This window comes from Paenibacillus vulneris, from assembly GCF_039543185.1.
Taxonomy (GTDB): domain Bacteria; phylum Bacillota; class Bacilli; order Paenibacillales; family NBRC-103111; genus Paenibacillus_S; species Paenibacillus_S vulneris.
Window position 1 is genome coordinate 96,558 of the sequence record NZ_BAABJG010000022.1, and the last position, 16,492, is coordinate 113,049.

Below are 16,492 nucleotides of genomic sequence, written 5' to 3' on the forward strand. Positions count from 1 at the left end.
TTATTTCTCCTCTCCGAGCTTGACGGCTTGATGAACCCTCAACCTGCGGATATGCAGGAACAACAGTCCGGCTCCGGTCAACATCATGAATGCAACGACCACATACAGCTGATCAGTGTCACGGGCATTGAAGACAACCTGGAACGGCGGGACCTGCATCTTTACATTTTCTGCCGTCTGAAGGAAGGGAAGGAACAAGTAGCTGGTCAGCTTCCCGATGCCGATTCCAAGTGCGATAGACAATCCGGCTGTAAACCCTTGCTCGAGCAGGAGCATTCCCGTCAGCTGCCGCCGTGACAGCCCCATCGCCCGCAGCACGCCAAACTGCACGACCCGGCTGGACAAATTAAAGAACCAGTAGAGAATATAGCCGATCAGCGAGATGAATACGGAGACCAGGAAGCCGAGACTTAATATCCCGAATACACCACCGCGAGCCGGGTGCTTCTTCTGTGTAATTAATTCGTTGCGGACATCCTTTACGCTGGCAATCTGAATCTGTTTTTTCGCCAGCTCCTCCATGATTGGCGCAACCTTCGCTCCATCCTTCATCTTCAGCCATACCTCATAAGGGGTAATAGGAGCCTGATCGTATATGTAGTCCAGATTCGCAATGAAGAAAGGCATCTGATCCGGATATTGACTCGGCCAATAAGGTACGGTGGCTACGACGACAAATTCGACCTGCTGCTGCTGGATCGAGATACTGATGATATCGCCTTCCTTGATATGATGCTTTTCGGCAAAGGAGGTAGGAATAATTACCGCTTGCTCATAAGTCCCAAGCAGGTTCAAATACGCATTCGGATGTACTTTGAACAAATCCTTCCTGTACCAGAACACCTTGGAGAAGTCCACATTATCGATCCCCATCACCATGCCCTGACCCAGAGTTTTGCCTGACATGACGACATTGCCTTTGGTTCTCAGGACACGAGCCGCATGCTCTACACCTTCCAACTGCTGAAAGATGATGAATGGCGGTTCTACAAAGCGAAGCTTGGGTGGAGGCTCCTCCATACCATTGCCGCCGCCTGAACCTCCTCCGGGACTAGGGTTGCCCCCTCCGTTCCCGTTATTGCCGTTTCCTTGATTGCCTCCGGCTGATCCGCTTCCGTTATTCCCGTTGTTTTGCCCGTTGGATTGATCCTGGGGCATTTCGTCTGAGACTCCATCCCATGCAGCCTGTATGACAACATCCGTGCCATAATTGTACAGAATACGGTCCGTCGAGTTCAGATCTATCGTTCTGGCAGCCGAGGAGTTATATACTCCCAAGCCCAGCGTAAGAATCAACAGCAGCATTAACGGATAATAGGATTGCGCGGAACGGGACAGCTGGGTTAGCGTCAGATAGACCGGTACCGGCAGGAATCTCTTGCCAAGCCAGTTCCACAAACGCAGCAGCCAAGGAAATATACGCAAGAAGAACAATCCGAGAGCGATGATCGATAAGGCAGGGACGAAGAACAGCAGCGGATGCACCTGCAGCTGATCCGTAGTCAGACCGGTCTGGACGGATAGCACCTGCCTTTGATCAAACAAATAATAGCCATAACCTACAAGACCGATGAGAAGAACATCGAGAAACCATTTTTGCCAGAACGGTGCGCGGTCTGAGCGTGCGAGCTTCTGCTTGTAGCTTACAATGGATGCCCTTGCGTAGACGATCGCCGGGATAACACTGGCTAGCAGTGCAATAAGCACGGCTGCCGCACCGTAGAGAAGCGCTTCCCGTGACACCCCGACCGGAACGGCCTTACGGTCTACAAAAGCGAGAAAACCGCTGGACGACCCGATACTTTTAGCCATAAACCATCCGAGCACAGGGCCCACGATCATCGCCGCTAACCCAAGCAGCAGCCCCTCCAGCAAGTAGATGCCGATAATTTGCTTCGTGCTTCCGCCCCTACTTCGCAGAACAGCGATGACGCTGCGCTGCCTCTCCAGAGACTGCCTCGAGTTCATTACAATGTAATAAAATACCATGGCAATCATGGGAGCTGCCAAGGTAAACAGAAGGATTTGCAGCTGAAGGCTCTGTGTCTTAAATTCCTGCAGAATAGGAATAAAAGACAAATCCACCCGTGTATTTTTCAGTTTCTGGTACAAAATGATATCCAGCCGCTCCAGCTTGGATTCCAAGGGCGATAACTGGCTCGTTTGAATCTCCTTCAAGTCAAAGGCATAATACCAGTTGGCCAGGTTCAGCGGTATTTTTTTGTTTTTCAGAATATACTCCTCAAACCCCGCTTCACTCATAAAGAAGGAGTTGATGACCCCCTCCATTCCTTGAAACCAATAGGGATCCTGGTCATTCTTCGGTACGATGGTTCCGACCACCTTGACTTTAACCGGGGCAATACCCAAGCCGCCGCTAATAGGATAATTGAACACGTCCCCTACATGGATATCGTTGCGGTACATCGCTTCTTCCAATATGACGGCTTCTACGACGCCGTTCTGGACCTGCTCGCTAAACCATTGCCCCTGCTTAAGCTCTACCTGATCCTTCAAGGCATTCTGAGCCAGCAGCGTCATCTGCCGTTTTTTACTCGGATCGACCTTCGCCGGATCTTCAGGCGCCAGCTGGGAAGCGCGGATCGAATAGCTTCTGACGAACGCTTGATATGGGAACTGAATATCTTTGGGTATATCGTTAGTTATGTATTGGTCTGCATCCTTCAACGCGTCCAGCTCCGCACGTTCCGACCCTGCAGCCTGATAGCGAATTAGTACGGAGCCTGCGGGCAAACCGCCGCTTTTTTCTTCCAGCGATTTGCTGACGACCCGCTTTAACGACCCGTCGGAATACATCGGAATGCTCGTAGTAAAAGCGACCGCCATGATCAGCCCGACCAGAGAGCTTAGCGTCAGCCAGCGAGTGTTCCACATCTTGCGGTACAAAAACCGCAGCATAGGCATCGACATTAGCGACCCACTACTTTCTGCCCCGGCGTTAATCCTTTCAGGATCTCTACATCCGTTGGGGTTTGCTGGCCGATCTCGACATCCACTTCCTTCTTGTTCCCTTGCTCATCAACAACCTGCACGTAATTGCGTCCGGAGTAGGAACGTAGCGTAGCGAGCGGGATCGTTACTGCATTTTCCTTGCGCGACGTAATGACGGATACACTCAGGAACGTGCCGCGATTCAAGCCTTCAGGAAACGGATCCAGCTGCACTACCATATAATTGTCTATGGAATCCGGCTTTTTCTGCTGGTTGTTTCCGTTCTGCCCGCCATAGTAACCGTTGTTGTTGTTATTATTATTATTCGTATCCGCACTCGGATTAGGAAGCTGAATAACTTTTCCCTTGTGCTGACCGGCAGAGTTGATATCAACGATCGCCTCCATACCGACGGCGACCTTCTTCAAGTCTTCATTATTCAAGCTTGCCACAACGGCCAGCTGCGTCAAATCCGCAATAGTGGCTATGGCATCGTAAGCTTTAGCCGTATCGCCTTTCTGAACATACACGGAAACGATCGTTCCTGAGTAAGGCGCCGTCAGCTTCGCTTTCGCTATAGTGTTTTCCAGCTTGGTTAAATCCTCACGCTTCAGCTCAAAATCAATTTTAGCCTTTTCGAGATCCTCTGCGCTCATTTCATCCGCTTTTCGCAAGGTCTCAATCATCGTAAGCTCATCCCTGCGGGTCTGAAGCCGCTTTTGCTTTAGCTGGCTTTCCTGCTCCGTCACATCGAGCTCGGCAATGACCTGTCCCTGCTCCACTTTGTCACCGCTTTTAACATAAACGGCTTTAATTCTGCGGCTTTCTTCATCGGTGAAATAAAGATCCTCTTCCTTCGTTCCCATCAGCTTGCCGGAGCCTCGAACCTTCGTCTCCAGCGTTTCGGTCTTCACGACATACTCCGGCTTCTTCGAAAGCTTCGGCGGAGTGACGGTAGGCAGCGTTTCCTCCTCCGCCTCCTTGGGAAGCAGCGAGCAGCCGGAGCTGACGGTCAATACGGCCGCCATGCACAATGCAAGAAGAGGTTTGGCCTTTCTATTATGTGTTAATAAATTTTCCATCCACCATCTCAAATACACGGTCGGCAACCTCCATAATTGTTGGATCATGAGTTGTCATACATATGGTCACTTTCTCGGTTTGGATAATCTCCCGAAATACCGCCATGACCTGAGCCCCCATTTGCGAATCAAGCTCCGCCGTCGGCTCGTCGGCAAGCAGCAGGCTGGGCCTGTGGGCAATAGCTTTGGCTATGGCCACACGCTGTTGTTCACCGCCGGAAAGCTCAAAGGGCCTATGGTGCATCCGCTTACTTAACCCGACCAGCTCCAGGCAGTGAGACACACGCTGCTTCCATTCCGAACGCGGAACATCCGCCATTCGAAGCCCCAGCTCTACATTCTCCCAAGCGGAGAGAAGAGGCATCAGTGCAAACGACTGGAAAATAAATCCTATTTCCTTACGCCTTATTTGGGTCCGCTTGTCGTCGCTGCATAAGTGAAACGGATATTCCTTAAAGACGATCTCTCCCTTGTTCGGCTGATCCAGGCCTCCGATCAAATTCAACAGCGTCGTTTTACCCGAGCCGGAACGCCCTTTGAGCATGACGAGCTGCCTTTGATACAACGACATATGAATTCCCTTAAGCACATGCAGCTCCTGGCCTCCGACAGGAAAGGACCTTTCTACTCCTTGAACGGTCAATAACGGACTTGTATGATCGACCGGTTCATCCGCTGCTGACGGACTATCCAGGATGTCAGATCCCTGCTGCGGCATAGTGGAAGGCACTTCGGCTCCCGCTTCCCCTTCCGCCTTTACAGGATGATTTTTGTTCTTTTGGCGAAGCCAACCAAGCATTTCGACCCTCCTAGCTGTTCTGGACAATCATTCTATGTATCTAGCAAAACCAGTACTTCCAAATTATAGACGAGGGATAAAGCAAAAAAGTTACAAATTGTCTTCAAAAAAGTTCTCATTTTATCCAATTCCGGAATCCGGATCCAGTCATAGCAAGGCTTCCTGTGGTTTGTGCTGGGGAAAACTTGAAGCCAGATCAACGATATCTTCCTCCGGCATCCTATCTTTCTATTCAAAAGGATTGATAGCCGCATGCTATATTTGCTAGAATTGTAACCTCTCCGTAACCAATGGAAAAATCAGGTCCGTTATAATGACTATAGGATTTACATCAATCCATAATCATCCAGGAGGTACTTGCTATGAAAACGCCTTTTAAACTATTATCATTAGGCATCGCAGGATGCTGCTTGTTCGGTTCATACACAAGTCACACGCTTGCCGCAGCTCTTCCGGCCGCCGGCGCCATCACCGCAGTTCCTGTTGCCGCACTCATTTCCGATTCACAAATTCAAGTCAACACCCAAGCGGAAAAAGAACATTCGGATGAAATCACAGCAAGCTTGAACTTGCCGCTGATTAGCGGGTTAAAGGATACGGCCTATCAAACCAGGCTGAACAGCCAAATCGCCGAAACGGCAGCCAAAGACCTGGAAGCAATAAGAACGCAGGCTAAGGAAGGGGCTGAACAGGCGAAACAGAACGGCTACGAATTCAGACCCTATTCCCTGGATGCGAGCTACGAGGTCATGACTAACGCCAATCACACCCTATCGATCAAAGTAACCAGCTACTTCTATACAGGGGGAGCGCACGGCATGTCTCGTATTGACACCTATAACGTAGCGGACCGCGATCAAGCTGCCGCCATTTCATTAAGCGACCTGTTTGGTTCCAGTTACAAAGATGTAATTAATAAACATATTAAAGAAGAAATTACCAAAAATCCAGAACAATATTTCCCCGATGCATTCCAAAGCATTAGTGACGATCAAATCTTTTACTTAAAGGACGGAAAGGCCTATATCGTGTTCAGTGAATATGAAATTGCTCCTTACGCGGCAGGAAGTCCGGAGTTTGCCGTTTCTATTCCTGATGTAAAGTCTAATCAAGAGGCGGTTCAAGTGACATCCACCCCAGTTCATCAACAGTTCGATCAATTAAAAGTGGACATGGATGTCCCTGTTATTAGCGGAATGAAGGATACGAAATACCAGGCCGAGCTTAATGAACAGATTGCAAGTCATGCCGCTAAGGATTTGGAGAGCATGAAGGAGCAGTCCCAAAAGGATGCTGAGGAAGCCAAGAAGGCTGGGCTTGACCCGCGGCCTTATGAGCTGATGATTCAATATAAGGTCAAATCGGATGGAAGCAACGGCAGCGATCATCGCCTGTCTATTCAAATGATTACCTACACCTACACTGGCGGCGCGCATGGAGCGACGCGAATCGATAACTACAACGTCATCAATAGCGATCCGGCGGAAAAATTGGAGCTCAGCTCTCTGTTCGGAGAGCATTTCAAAGAAACGATTAACAAGCAGATTGAAGCGGAAATCGCCAAGCAGCCGGAAAAATATTTCGAGGATGGCTTTAAAGGAATCTCGGATTCGCAATCCTTCTATATCGAACAAGGGGATGCCGTCATTGTGTTCAGCCAATATGAAATCGCTCCTTATTCTTCCGGATCACCGGAGTTCCGAGTCGCCATTCCAAAGGATTCATCCGGCAAAGAAGAAGCCAAGCCGGCCAAGCTCATGGTGAACGGTCAGGAGCTCCCGTTGTTAACGGACGAGAACGGTACAGCCTTCGCCCCTCTGCGCGCTGTCGCTGAAGACCTGGGCTTCAAGCTGCAATGGAATGCGGAGAAAATGCAGGCTGAAATAAATAAGGGCGCACAATGGACAGCGGTTACCGTCGGTAAAGACGCTTATACCTATAACAAAATGGCCCCCATATCACTGGGCGCCGCGCCTTTTATCAATGAGGAAGGGTCCTTATATGTTCCCGTTTCCTTCTTCGATCGAATTCTTAAAGCCGAGGTCTCAACCGAAGCGGATACGCTGACCATCGGGCTAAAATAATAGGAGAACCTCTATAATACGAGGCATGAGTTGTGAGCCTGATATTGGGGTGAACCTCAATCCTATAAATGTAGCAAAAAACCTTCCCTGCCCTGGGAAGGTTTTGTATATTCCAATATGCCTTTCAACTAACGCATGGAACGAAACCTCTGGGAGTGCTCCCGTGCCTGCTCTACGGTTGTAATGCGATTGCGGCTCCATTCCAGTAAAATCCGGTCAATGTATCTGAAATGCACTTTCCCTGCAAATACAGCTTCCTTCAAGCCCGCCAGAATCAATTCCTCCGGGTAACTGTCTTTATCAATCCACCCTGTAATCGACTCCAGCTCCATAGGGGTCAAAGGACGGCCGAATTCTTTCTCGAAGATGGAAAATATATCTTTGCGGGCTTCCGGCTCCGCCTGCTTCTTATTCTTCTGCATCTCCTCATACCAGCAGATCGCAAGACGCTCCAGCAGCGGACTGAAATTGTACTTTTCATATTGAACGCCGCTGACAGGATCCACGCTATCGTCGATGGAAAGCAGTCCTTCCTTCAGCAGCTTTTGCAATGCCGCAATGACTTTCTCGCCGGGAACCGTCATCCGGGCCTGGAGCTCTTCAAGTGTTGGGAAATCCTTGCGCTCCCTTTCCATGAATGCCATCACATGAATCATAAGCATGACCTCAACCTCAGTCAGCTTCCACTCATGGTAATATTTTAACAGAAGATACGGAATTCCTACGCTGCCTTCCCGCCAGCCGGCCGCAAATGCCGCAAGCAGTTCCGTGTTTTCCTTACTTTGCTGTTTCATCCGATCACCTCTCCTTGCCAAAAACACGTATCCGTTCTTCAACTATTGTACCGGAAGGAAAGCGAGAAAGTGAAGCGTCCCGCATCGGAACCGCCTCACTCTCCCATACTTGATCCTATATCCGATTCTAACTCAAGACTTCTGCATTATGGGTACAAACGGTACAACAGCCTTGGAAAAGGAATCGTCTCACGCACGTGATCCAATCCGCAAATCCAGGCAACGGTCCGCTCCAGTCCCAGCCCGAATCCCGAATGCGGCACCGATCCGTACTTCCGCAAATCCAGATACCATTGATAGGCTTCCTTGGACAGCTGATGCTCCGTGAACCGCTCTTCCATCAGATCGGGATCGTCGATACGCTGACTGCCCCCGATAATTTCCCCATAACCCTCCGGAGCGATCATATCGGCGCAGAGCACGACCTCCGGACGGTTCGGATCCGGCTTCATATAGAACGCCTTAATCTCCGTAGGATAGTGGGTGATAAAGACCGGCTTATCATACTTCTCCGCGATAGCAGTTTCATGAGGAGCGCCGAAGTCTTCTCCCCACTCAATTTCATGTCCGTTAGCTTTGAGGAATTGGACGGCCTCGTCATAGGTAATCCGGGGAAACGGCGCTTGAATGTTCCGGAGCTTCGACGTATCCCGCTCCAGGACTTCCAGCTCCTTGCCGCAATTCTCCAGTACGGACTGAATGATATGCGATACGAATTGCTCCTGGACCTCCAGATTTTCTTCATGCGTAACAAAAGCCATCTCGGGCTCAATCATCCAGAACTCGATCAGATGGCGTCTTGTCTTCGATTTCTCAGCCCGGAAGGTAGGACCAAAGGAATAAACGCGCCCTAGCGCCATGGCAGCCGCTTCCATGTAGAGCTGACCGCTCTGCGTCAGGAAAGCATCCTCATCAAAATATTTCGTATGAAACAGGTTCGTCGTTCCTTCGCATGATGATGGCGTCAAGATAGGAGGATCGACCAGATGAAAGCCCCGTTCGTCAAAAAACTGCTGGATTGCGCGGATAATTTGCGCGCGTATGACGAGAATCGCCCGCTGCCGCGGCGAACGAATCCACAAATGACGGTGATCCATTAAGTAATCGACACCATGCTCTTTAGGAGTTATCGGATAATCAGTGGACACCTGGATAATTTCAATTCCGGTCACCGTCAGCTCGTAGCCGCTCTTGCTGCGGGTATCCTCCCGTACCGTCCCGGTCACATACAGCGAGCTTTCTTGCGTCAGCTTGCCAGCCGTTTCCCAGACCTCCTCAGGCACTTCGCTCTTAACGACTACCGCCTGTATAAACCCCGAGCCATCACGCAGCTGCAAAAACTGGATTTTACCGCTTGAACGCTTATTATGCAGCCAGCAGCCGATCGTCACTGTACCATCTTTATGCTGATCGACATCACGAATCATGGACAAATTTCGGCTCATCCAATGGATCATCCTTCCTACATACAGAATCGTTATTTCATTATACTACATTTCTGCTATTTAACAGGAGCTGGTGCGTATCGCGGGCAATAACCAGCTCTTCGTTCGTCGGAATTACAAGAACCTGTACCCTGGATTGCTCGGTAGAGATGATGCGCTCTTCATTGGAACGCTGCTCATTAGCCTTCTCATCCAGCTCCAGTCCGAGGAACGTCAAATTGCGGCATACAGCCTGACGCAGTGCAGCCGAATTTTCACCGACTCCGGCCGTGAATACCAATACATCCACTCCGTTCATAGCCGCTGTGTATGAACCGATGTATTTTCTTAACCGGTACTCATACATATCGAAGGCGAGCGAAGCGTTGCGATCACCTTCCTTCATAGCATCCAGTATTTCCCGCATATCGCTGCTGATACCCGAAATGGCCATAAGTCCGCTATGTTTGTTCAGCATCGAATTGACTTCGCTCAGCGTCAAGTCCTCTTTTCCCATTGCAAAAGGAACGATCGCCGGATCAATATCACCGCTGCGTGTTCCCATCATCAATCCTTCCAGAGGTGTCAGACCCATGCTCGTATCGAAGGATTTTCCGTTCAATACGGCGGTGCAGCTGGCCCCGTTACCGATATGGCAGGAGATCAGCTTAAGCTGCTCAAGCGGCTTTTGCACCAGCTCGGCGGCTCTTTCGCTTACATAAGCGTGAGAGATGCCATGGAAGCCGTATCTGCGGATTTTATGCTTTTTATATAGCACCATAGGGATGGGATACAAATAAGAGCCCCGCGGCATCGTCTGATGAAACGCCGTATCGAAAGCGACCACTTGAGTCACCTCCGGCATATTCGCTTCCACCGCATTGATGCCGAGCATATGCGCCGGATTATGCAGCGGTGCCAGATCGAACAGATTGCGAATTTCTCGTTTCACATTCTCATCGACAATCACTGAGCCTGTGAACGATTCTCCGCCATGGACAACCCTGTGTCCAACGGCCTGAATCTCCTGAATGGATTCTAGAACGCCGTACTTGGGATGCGCAATCATCTCAAGCACCTTGCGGATGGCAGTCGTATGCTCCAAGATTTCCGATACTTCACGTACCTCCGAGCTGCCTGCGGGCTCGTAGCACACAATAGCGGAATCCATTCCTATGCGTTCTACTTTGCCCTTGGCAAGAACCTCTTCATTCTCCATATTATACAGCTGGAATTTAAGCGAGGAGCTGCCTGCATTGATTACGAGGATCTTCATAGACGGTCACCATCCTTATCATAACGGAAGAAGCCTTGTCCTGTCTTTACTCCAAGCTGGCCTGCGCGTACCATTTGCTTTAGAATCACGGCAGGACGGTATTTAACATCACCGAATTCCCTGAACATCCGTTCCATGGCTACCAGCAGAGCGTCCAAGCCCATTCGATCCGCTGTTTCGAGCGGCCCGTAATGGAAATCGTAACCCATTCGCATCGCCGTATCAATATCCTCTGCACTCGCTACCCGTTCCGACAGCGTATGCATGGCTTCATTAATTAAAACGCAAATCAGCCTGGTCGTGACAAAACCCGGCGATTCATAAACCTGAATCCCCGTTCTTTGGATCGTATTTTCAACAAATTGCTTCGTAAACGAAAACGTTTCTTCCGACGTTTTCAATCCTCTAATAATTTCCACCAAACGAATTTTTGATACAGGGTGTAGAAAATGGATGCCAATGACTCGATCCGGCCGCTTCGTGGCGGCGGCGATTTCCGTTAAGCTTAGCGTGGACGTGTTGCTCGCCAATATAGTCGATGATGGACATATGTCGTCCAAGCGCTGAAACAGCTCTTTCTTCTGCTCCAAATCCTCACTGATCGATTCGATAACCAGGTCGCAATCCGCAAGACTGTACATGACGGTATCTTTATGAATTCTGGATAAAACAAGCTTTTTTTCTGCTGTGGTGATAGCCCATTTCTCCAGCTGTCTATCAAGGCTCAGTTCAATCTGCTCCAAAGCCTGCTCCAGCTTCTCGTATGTACGGTCAATTAATAGTACATCCATTCCTTGTGCTGCCAGCATCTCAGCGATGCCTTGGCCCATTGTACCGGCACCGATAACTCCGACTTTGCTGCAATGCATGCCGTTCCCCCCTTAACCGCTTTCATTCGCAATATTTCATTATAAACCAGTGGTTAATTAAGACAGGCCGCTTAACCTGCTTGAGCTTATTATACACCCCTGAAAGCCCAAATGAAAAAACTTCTTGTGGCATTGTTGTGAAGTGCTGGCATACCGTACAGCCCCCTTGGGGCACACAACAAATAAGCCCTGCGCCGCGGCTGCAGCACAGGACTTGAACATTCCCTTTGATTATTTAAAGGCTTATTACTTTCTTTGTATCTTGCGAGGCAAAAGCAGCCAAAATCACATTCAGCGACTTCAGGCCTTCCTCTCCGGAGATGCTTGGAGGCGTATTTGTCGTAATGCAGCGAACGAACTCATCGATAACGCCGCTGGCCGTCTGCTTCTCATTAGTAGCCATGGCGCCTACCTTGTATTTCTCGACGGAGCCGTTGCACAGCTCGACAATGACCTGATCATCCGCATGAGTGCCGATTTTCATAACCCCGTTCTCGCACCACAATGTCGTGCTGTTATCGCCGCCCTTGTAATAAGTCCAGCTGGCCACCAGCGTTCCTATCGTGCCGCTTTTCATCCGAAGCACGCAGGTCGCATTATCGTCCACATCGGTATCTTCCTTATGAAGAGTGCTGACGAAAGCAGCCACTTCCGCCACTTCATCCTCGAGCAGCCAGCGGATCAGATCGGATTTATGAACGCCCAGGTCGCCCATAGCCCCCATGATCGCCTCTTCCTTGCGGAAAAACCAGCTCTCCTTGCCATCCACGCTCCAGCCTTCAGGACCCGGATGACCGAAGGCGGTGCGGAATGTGAGCACCTTACCCAGCTTGCCTGACTGCAAAATTTCTTTTGCCTTCATATGAGGCGGCATCAGGCGTTGATTATGGCCTACCATCAGGTAAACCCCGTTGTTCCGCGCCGCTTCGATCATGGCCAAGCCTTCCTCTTCCGAGACGGCCATCGGCTTTTCTACCAGGACATGGGCTCCAGCTTTCGCCGCTGCAATAGAGACAGGAGCATGGAGTGCATTCGGTGTACATACGCTGACTGCATCCGGCTTGATTTCATTAAGCATTTCATTGTAATCGGTATAGGCTTTAGCGCCATGCTTCTCAGCAAATTTGTCCGCCCGCTCCTTGATAATATCAACAAAGGCAACCAGCTCAACATTCGGATTCGCCTCATATTCCGGAATATGTCTACGCTCGGAAATCGCGCCGCAGCCTACTACGGCAACTTTCAATTTACTCATGATCGATCTTGCTCCTTTGAATTTAGAATGGGAGAAATGGTTCATTATTAGAATTGGTTCAAATAGTTTTGTTGAAGCCACTTCAAGCTGGTGCCGATGCTTTCCAAAGGCGGATTCTGACAGCGGTCCTGCTCGACGATCAGCCACTCCACTCCTGCTTCGGAAGCCGCTTCAATCACAGCCGGCAAGTCGATTTCCCCTTGGCCCAGCTCTACCGTATTAATCTGGTTATTGATCATGCCTTTAAAATCCTTCAGATGAAGCAGCGGCAGTCTTCCTGTATAGTCCGCCATGTATTGAAGCGTATCCAAACCGGCATATTGCACCCAACCGGCATCCATTTCCACCAGAATATCCTCCGGCGCGGAAGCATACAGAGCATCGAATACATACTGGCCTTCGATTTTCGTCTCAAATTCGAAAGCATGGTTGTGGTAGGCGAACTTCAATCCTTTAGCTTTAGCCTTGCGGGCCGCTTCACCCAGGAAAACAAACAAGCTTTTCCACGCTTCCGCATTCTCCCGTTCCTCGGCCGCTACATAAGGACAAATTAAATACTCGGCTCCGATAGCAAGCAAGTAATCGATTTCTTTATCCAGATCCTCACGCATTTGATTCAAGCTGACATGAGCTCCGATAGGCTTCAAGTTCAATTCATCCAGCAGCTGCTTCAATTCTTGGGCTGGAAGCCCGCCGTAACCGGCAAATTCGACCCCTTCATATCCCAGCTCGGCTACTTGCCGCAGCGTTCCTTTGAAATCCTTCGACAAATCGTCGCGAACCGTATACAGCTGTACGCCAATACCCATTCTTCTCATTTGCTCATCCTCCAGGAAAATTGATCTATTTGATATTATTTTAATCCTAAATGCCCTATAATGACTATGAACGATGTGCTTGTTACATGAACTATTTTGCTATAATCACTTACATTCTAAGTGGGGCCTTGGCTTTTAGAGCGGGTTTAAATACTTTGCGTGGAGCCTCGAAATTTTGAGAAATTCTATACTTTTAAAAAGAAGGTGTCCCGCTATGCAGTCTCAAATTCTATCTTGCGGCTACTCCTATCATTCGCAAAAATTCCAGACCGGACATAGGGAAAAAATGAAGCATTACTTGTTTCGACTGCAAACAGAAGGGTTCTGCCAAGCATGGGTCAACGGAACCATGTCGGGAGTGGAAACGGGCGATTTGCTGCTCTACCAGCCCGGTGACGTGTATGACCTGAAAATTGACGAGCATACGAATAAGCTCGGGCAAACGCTGATCTCCAGCGGAGATTATTACATCATGTGTAAGGGGGAATGGCTCGAGGCCTGGTGGAGAAAAAGCAAAAAACCGCAGAAGGTCAGAATCGCAGCTGCCGAAAGGCTGCTTTCCCTGTGGCGGCAAATTATATTGGAGAAGCGACGGATCGAGGACGAGAATAAAGAGCTGTCCGATTACTTGCTGAAAGCGCTCTGTCTATACATCGACCGTGCCATCACGGAAACGCGGACTCTGCACGGAAGCTCGTTCCTGGCTTCGCGCATGAAAAGCTTTATCGAGGAGCATGCGATACTGCCGTTCAAGGTGGAGGATGTCGCCCAGCACGTCGGGCTCAGCGTTTCGCGGGCCGTGCATTTGTTCAAGGAATGTTTCGGCAAAACCATGATTCAATATACGCTGGAGATTCGTTTATCCACCTCCATCGAGCGAATGAACTATACCGACATGACGCTGGAACAAATCGCCGAAACATCCGGCTTCGGAAGCTACTCGTATTTCCACCGCGTCTTTCGGGAGAAGTACGGAATTTCGCCCAAGGCATTCCGGATGCAGCAGGCTGCGGGAGAGAAGAATCCTTCCTCACCGGATGCGAATCCGCATACTCCGTCATTATGACTGCTTGCCCACGGATGATCCGAGATAGGGATTTTCCTGCTTGAAGACCGGCGATCTGCTGCTATATACTGCACATAGGAGTGTAAAAACACGGTCCGGTCGGTAGTCCGGGCGCACTGGGCTTTTGCCTCGTGTCAGTAACCTTCCCCCTCGGGATGTCCCTCACTCCGCACTACACATAGAGGGGGAAGCTTAGATGAAGCTAACCGTTTTTTTCGATGAACAGCTCCAATTCTGGGTAGGTGTCGTGGAATCCGAGGACGAACAACGTCTGAGGGCCGTCAGGCATATTTTCGGCAAAGAGCCGAAGGAAGCTGAGATTCTCGATTTTATCCATCTAGACTTGCAGCGGCTGTTGGATGCAACAACCCAAACCGTACAAACCTCGCCTCGCGAGGAACGGCGGACCAATCCGAAGAGGATGTCACGACTTGCTGCGCAGGAGATACGCCAGCGGGGAGCATCCACCTATGCCCAACAGGTCATGAGTATGGAGTATGAACACCGGAAATTAGAACGAAAGAGCGATTCCAAGCGCCGGCAAGAGGAATTAAAGGAAAGAAAATTTGCTCTGAAGGTGCAGAAAGCGAAGCTCAAGCACCGGGGCAGGTAGCAAGAAAGTAAGGCCGCATATCGGCAGATGGAGGAGGATAACGTCCTATCCCATCAGGCTGATATCAGCCTTTTTTCATATCCCGAGGCTCCGTAACACATCTTGTGTCAAACCTTCTCCCGCGTACGAGACCAAAGGGGAAATTTCTACCTGTCGATCGCCTAATCTTTCTGTCGTTACACCTGCTGCTATCAGCCATTTACGGTGATGCTCAAGCAAGAGAAGTCTGGCGGAATCCGGACTGTCATCTCCTTCCCTATTTTTCACAGGAGCAAATTCCTCCTCACGCCGAACCTTCCAAACCGTCATATCGCCGGCTGCCGGGTAAAAGTCGAAGACAAAACATTCCATCTTGTAGGCATTCGGCTCCGACGGATTGATTAGAGCCCCAGACGCATCGATATGCCGGATTTTTTTGCGGGCCAGTTCATAAGGCAGATTCAGGTCGGCTGCTTTCTCGATGAAATCAAGGCGAAACAGCTGAATCGAGATATGACCCTGACGGTACAGAAGACGGCCCTGATCGTCCTTCGCATACATTACTTCCTCCGGGATAACCGTGTACTCGACGACCGACGGCAGCCCGTTACGATAGCAAAAGATGCCTACCGGCTCCTCGGGATACAGCTTATCCACCGATTTTGCAGCTACCGGAAAGGGATGGCTTGCAGCAGCCCCAATGAACAAAGGATCAGCGACCCTCACCAGCGCATTATCTACATTATAGTAAAACAACCATTCCAGACCTCGCCGCTTCATGTCAAGCAGTGCTCCCGTTCTCTTAAGGGCTGCGAAGCAATCGCCGTTCCCGCTTGGCGCAAGGCATATTTCGTCTTTGGCCGACATCAGGATTTTGCCATGCTCATCTATCGCAGGCATAGCCCCCTGTACGAAAAACGTACAGTGTTCCCTGGGATAGCCAAAATAGTGATGCTGTTCGAAAAAACGGACGGTCTGTTCGTGGTTTTCCGGACTTGTCATGATATACCATGCAATAGGCTTCCCCGCTTTTTCCGACAGATGGATCAAGCGTTCGGCCTGGAGCTGGAACAGCGATTTGCCAGACGGAAGCCCGATATCATATGCACCCTTCGGTCCTTCATAGCCCAGACGGCTTCCCTGGCCTCCTGCTACAACGATGGCGCCGACTTTCCCCTGCTCTAGCAGGCTCCAGCCTGCAGAGGCATACCTCTCACGCTCCTCCTCAGTATACTCGTCCCAGCTTGATGCCTGCAGGGGTGCCAATTCCATGCCCGCCAATGATTGCGCCGGTGAATCCTTCCAGCGCTGCCATGCCTGCTCGACGGCCTGCAAGTCCAGCTGTATGATCCCGCTAATCAGCTTCCGTCTGGACGCATCGTCCAGCTCGTCGTAGTACCGAAGCAGATGCTCCTGTCCATATCGGCTTAATAGCATTTGTGCTTCTTCTTTTCGTGTGTCCATCGTGTCCATTGCTGCGG

Annotated in this window: 13 protein-coding genes; 3 read left to right on the forward strand and 10 right to left on the reverse strand. The window is 50.1% G+C overall.

From position 1 onward, the window contains the following. From ABEA66_RS20285 to ABEA66_RS20295, 3 genes are read right to left on the reverse strand one after another with little or no spacing between them, the layout of a single operon-like run. Entirely contained in the window at nt 1–2,925 is a 2,925-nt protein-coding gene (locus ABEA66_RS20285; protein WP_345590552.1) for an ABC transporter permease, read from the reverse strand. 5 nt (nt 2,926–2,930) lie between these two features. Continuing rightward, nucleotides 2,931–4,052 (reverse strand): efflux RND transporter periplasmic adaptor subunit, encoded by a 1,122-nt coding sequence (locus ABEA66_RS20290; protein ID WP_377739563.1) that lies wholly within the window; start codon nt 4,050–4,052, stop codon nt 2,931–2,933. Further along, nucleotides 4,012–4,752, reverse strand: coding sequence for an ABC transporter ATP-binding protein (locus ABEA66_RS20295; RefSeq protein WP_377739586.1), 741 nt, complete (start codon nt 4,750–4,752; stop codon nt 4,012–4,014). Before ABEA66_RS20295 ends, ABEA66_RS20290 begins: the two co-directional genes overlap by 41 nt. Before the next feature lie 443 nt (nt 4,753–5,195). Here ABEA66_RS20295 and ABEA66_RS20300 point away from each other — a divergent pair, with 443 nt between their 5' ends. Further along, the gene (locus ABEA66_RS20300) at nt 5,196–6,917 is read left to right on the forward strand and encodes a PdaC/SigV domain-containing protein (RefSeq protein WP_345590264.1); all 1,722 of its coding nucleotides are present in this window, start codon (nt 5,196–5,198) and stop codon (nt 6,915–6,917) included. Between the two features lie 128 nt (nt 6,918–7,045). Here ABEA66_RS20300 and ABEA66_RS20305 read toward each other — a convergent pair whose 3' ends face one another. The 6 genes from ABEA66_RS20305 to ABEA66_RS20330 all read right to left on the reverse strand — a co-directional run bounded on the left by ABEA66_RS20305 (nt 7,046) and on the right by ABEA66_RS20330 (nt 13,353). Further along, complete coding sequence (locus ABEA66_RS20305) at nt 7,046–7,711, reverse strand: DnaD domain-containing protein (protein ID WP_192702656.1); 666 nt, start codon at nt 7,709–7,711, stop codon at nt 7,046–7,048. A gap of 146 nt (nt 7,712–7,857) precedes the next feature. Beyond that, nucleotides 7,858–9,156 (reverse strand): asparagine--tRNA ligase, encoded by a 1,299-nt coding sequence (asnS, locus tag ABEA66_RS20310; protein WP_345590268.1) that lies wholly within the window; start codon nt 9,154–9,156, stop codon nt 7,858–7,860. 40 nt (nt 9,157–9,196) lie between these two features. Further along, on the reverse strand, nt 9,197–10,411 hold the full coding sequence (locus ABEA66_RS20315; RefSeq protein WP_345590270.1) for an acetate/propionate family kinase: 1,215 nt from the start codon (nt 10,409–10,411) through the stop codon (nt 9,197–9,199). Next, nucleotides 10,408–11,280: a 3-hydroxyacyl-CoA dehydrogenase family protein gene (locus ABEA66_RS20320; RefSeq protein WP_079910440.1), complete on the reverse strand. Its 873-nt coding sequence runs from the start codon at nt 11,278–11,280 to the stop codon at nt 10,408–10,410. The genes ABEA66_RS20315 and ABEA66_RS20320 overlap by 4 nt, the downstream gene beginning before the upstream one ends. 235 nt (nt 11,281–11,515) lie before the next feature. Further along, nucleotides 11,516–12,535, reverse strand: a complete 1,020-nt coding sequence (locus tag ABEA66_RS20325; RefSeq protein ID WP_345590273.1) for a Gfo/Idh/MocA family protein — start codon at nt 12,533–12,535, stop codon at nt 11,516–11,518. Between the two features lie 47 nt (nt 12,536–12,582). Continuing rightward, complete coding sequence (locus tag ABEA66_RS20330; protein WP_079910442.1) at nt 12,583–13,353, reverse strand: sugar phosphate isomerase/epimerase family protein; 771 nt, start codon at nt 13,351–13,353, stop codon at nt 12,583–12,585. Between the two features lie 214 nt (nt 13,354–13,567). On the opposite strand from ABEA66_RS20330, the gene ABEA66_RS20335 reads away from it, so the two are divergent. Next, nucleotides 13,568–14,419, forward strand: a complete 852-nt coding sequence (locus ABEA66_RS20335; protein WP_345590277.1) for an AraC family transcriptional regulator — start codon at nt 13,568–13,570, stop codon at nt 14,417–14,419. 196 nt (nt 14,420–14,615) lie between these two features. Next, the gene (locus ABEA66_RS20340; RefSeq protein ID WP_345590279.1) at nt 14,616–15,032 is read left to right on the forward strand and encodes a YjdF family protein; all 417 of its coding nucleotides are present in this window, start codon (nt 14,616–14,618) and stop codon (nt 15,030–15,032) included. Nucleotides 15,033–15,107: 75 nt separating this feature from the next. Here the strand turns inward: ABEA66_RS20340 and ABEA66_RS20345 are convergent, their stop codons facing one another. Beyond that, nucleotides 15,108–16,484 (reverse strand): UDPGP type 1 family protein, encoded by a 1,377-nt coding sequence (locus tag ABEA66_RS20345; RefSeq protein WP_345590281.1) that lies wholly within the window; start codon nt 16,482–16,484, stop codon nt 15,108–15,110. Nucleotides 16,485–16,492: the final 8 nt, after the last annotated feature.

What these genes read in the sequence shown, in the direction of transcription:
- ABEA66_RS20285 (WP_345590552.1), bottom strand. Translation starts at nt 2,925, where the DNA reads ATGCCTATGCTGCGGTTTTTGTACCGCAAGATGTGGAACACTCGCTGG.
- ABEA66_RS20295 (WP_377739586.1), bottom strand. Translation starts at nt 4,752, where the DNA reads ATGCCGCAGCAGGGATCTGACATCCTGGATAGTCCGTCAGCAGCGGAT.
- ABEA66_RS20300 (WP_345590264.1), top strand. Translation starts at nt 5,196, where the DNA reads ATGAAAACGCCTTTTAAACTATTATCATTAGGCATCGCAGGATGCTGC.
- ABEA66_RS20305 (WP_192702656.1), bottom strand. Translation starts at nt 7,711, where the DNA reads ATGAAACAGCAAAGTAAGGAAAACACGGAACTGCTTGCGGCATTTGCG.
- asnS (WP_345590268.1), bottom strand. Translation starts at nt 9,156, where the DNA reads ATGAGCCGAAATTTGTCCATGATTCGTGATGTCGATCAGCATAAAGAT.
- ABEA66_RS20315 (WP_345590270.1), bottom strand. Translation starts at nt 10,411, where the DNA reads ATGAAGATCCTCGTAATCAATGCAGGCAGCTCCTCGCTTAAATTCCAG.
- ABEA66_RS20320 (WP_079910440.1), bottom strand. Translation starts at nt 11,280, where the DNA reads ATGCATTGCAGCAAAGTCGGAGTTATCGGTGCCGGTACAATGGGCCAA.
- ABEA66_RS20325 (WP_345590273.1), bottom strand. Translation starts at nt 12,535, where the DNA reads ATGAGTAAATTGAAAGTTGCCGTAGTAGGCTGCGGCGCGATTTCCGAG.
- ABEA66_RS20330 (WP_079910442.1), bottom strand. Translation starts at nt 13,353, where the DNA reads ATGAGAAGAATGGGTATTGGCGTACAGCTGTATACGGTTCGCGACGAT.
- ABEA66_RS20335 (WP_345590277.1), top strand. Translation starts at nt 13,568, where the DNA reads ATGCAGTCTCAAATTCTATCTTGCGGCTACTCCTATCATTCGCAAAAA.
- ABEA66_RS20340 (WP_345590279.1), top strand. Translation starts at nt 14,616, where the DNA reads ATGAAGCTAACCGTTTTTTTCGATGAACAGCTCCAATTCTGGGTAGGT.
- ABEA66_RS20345 (WP_345590281.1), bottom strand. Translation starts at nt 16,484, where the DNA reads ATGGACACGATGGACACACGAAAAGAAGAAGCACAAATGCTATTAAGC.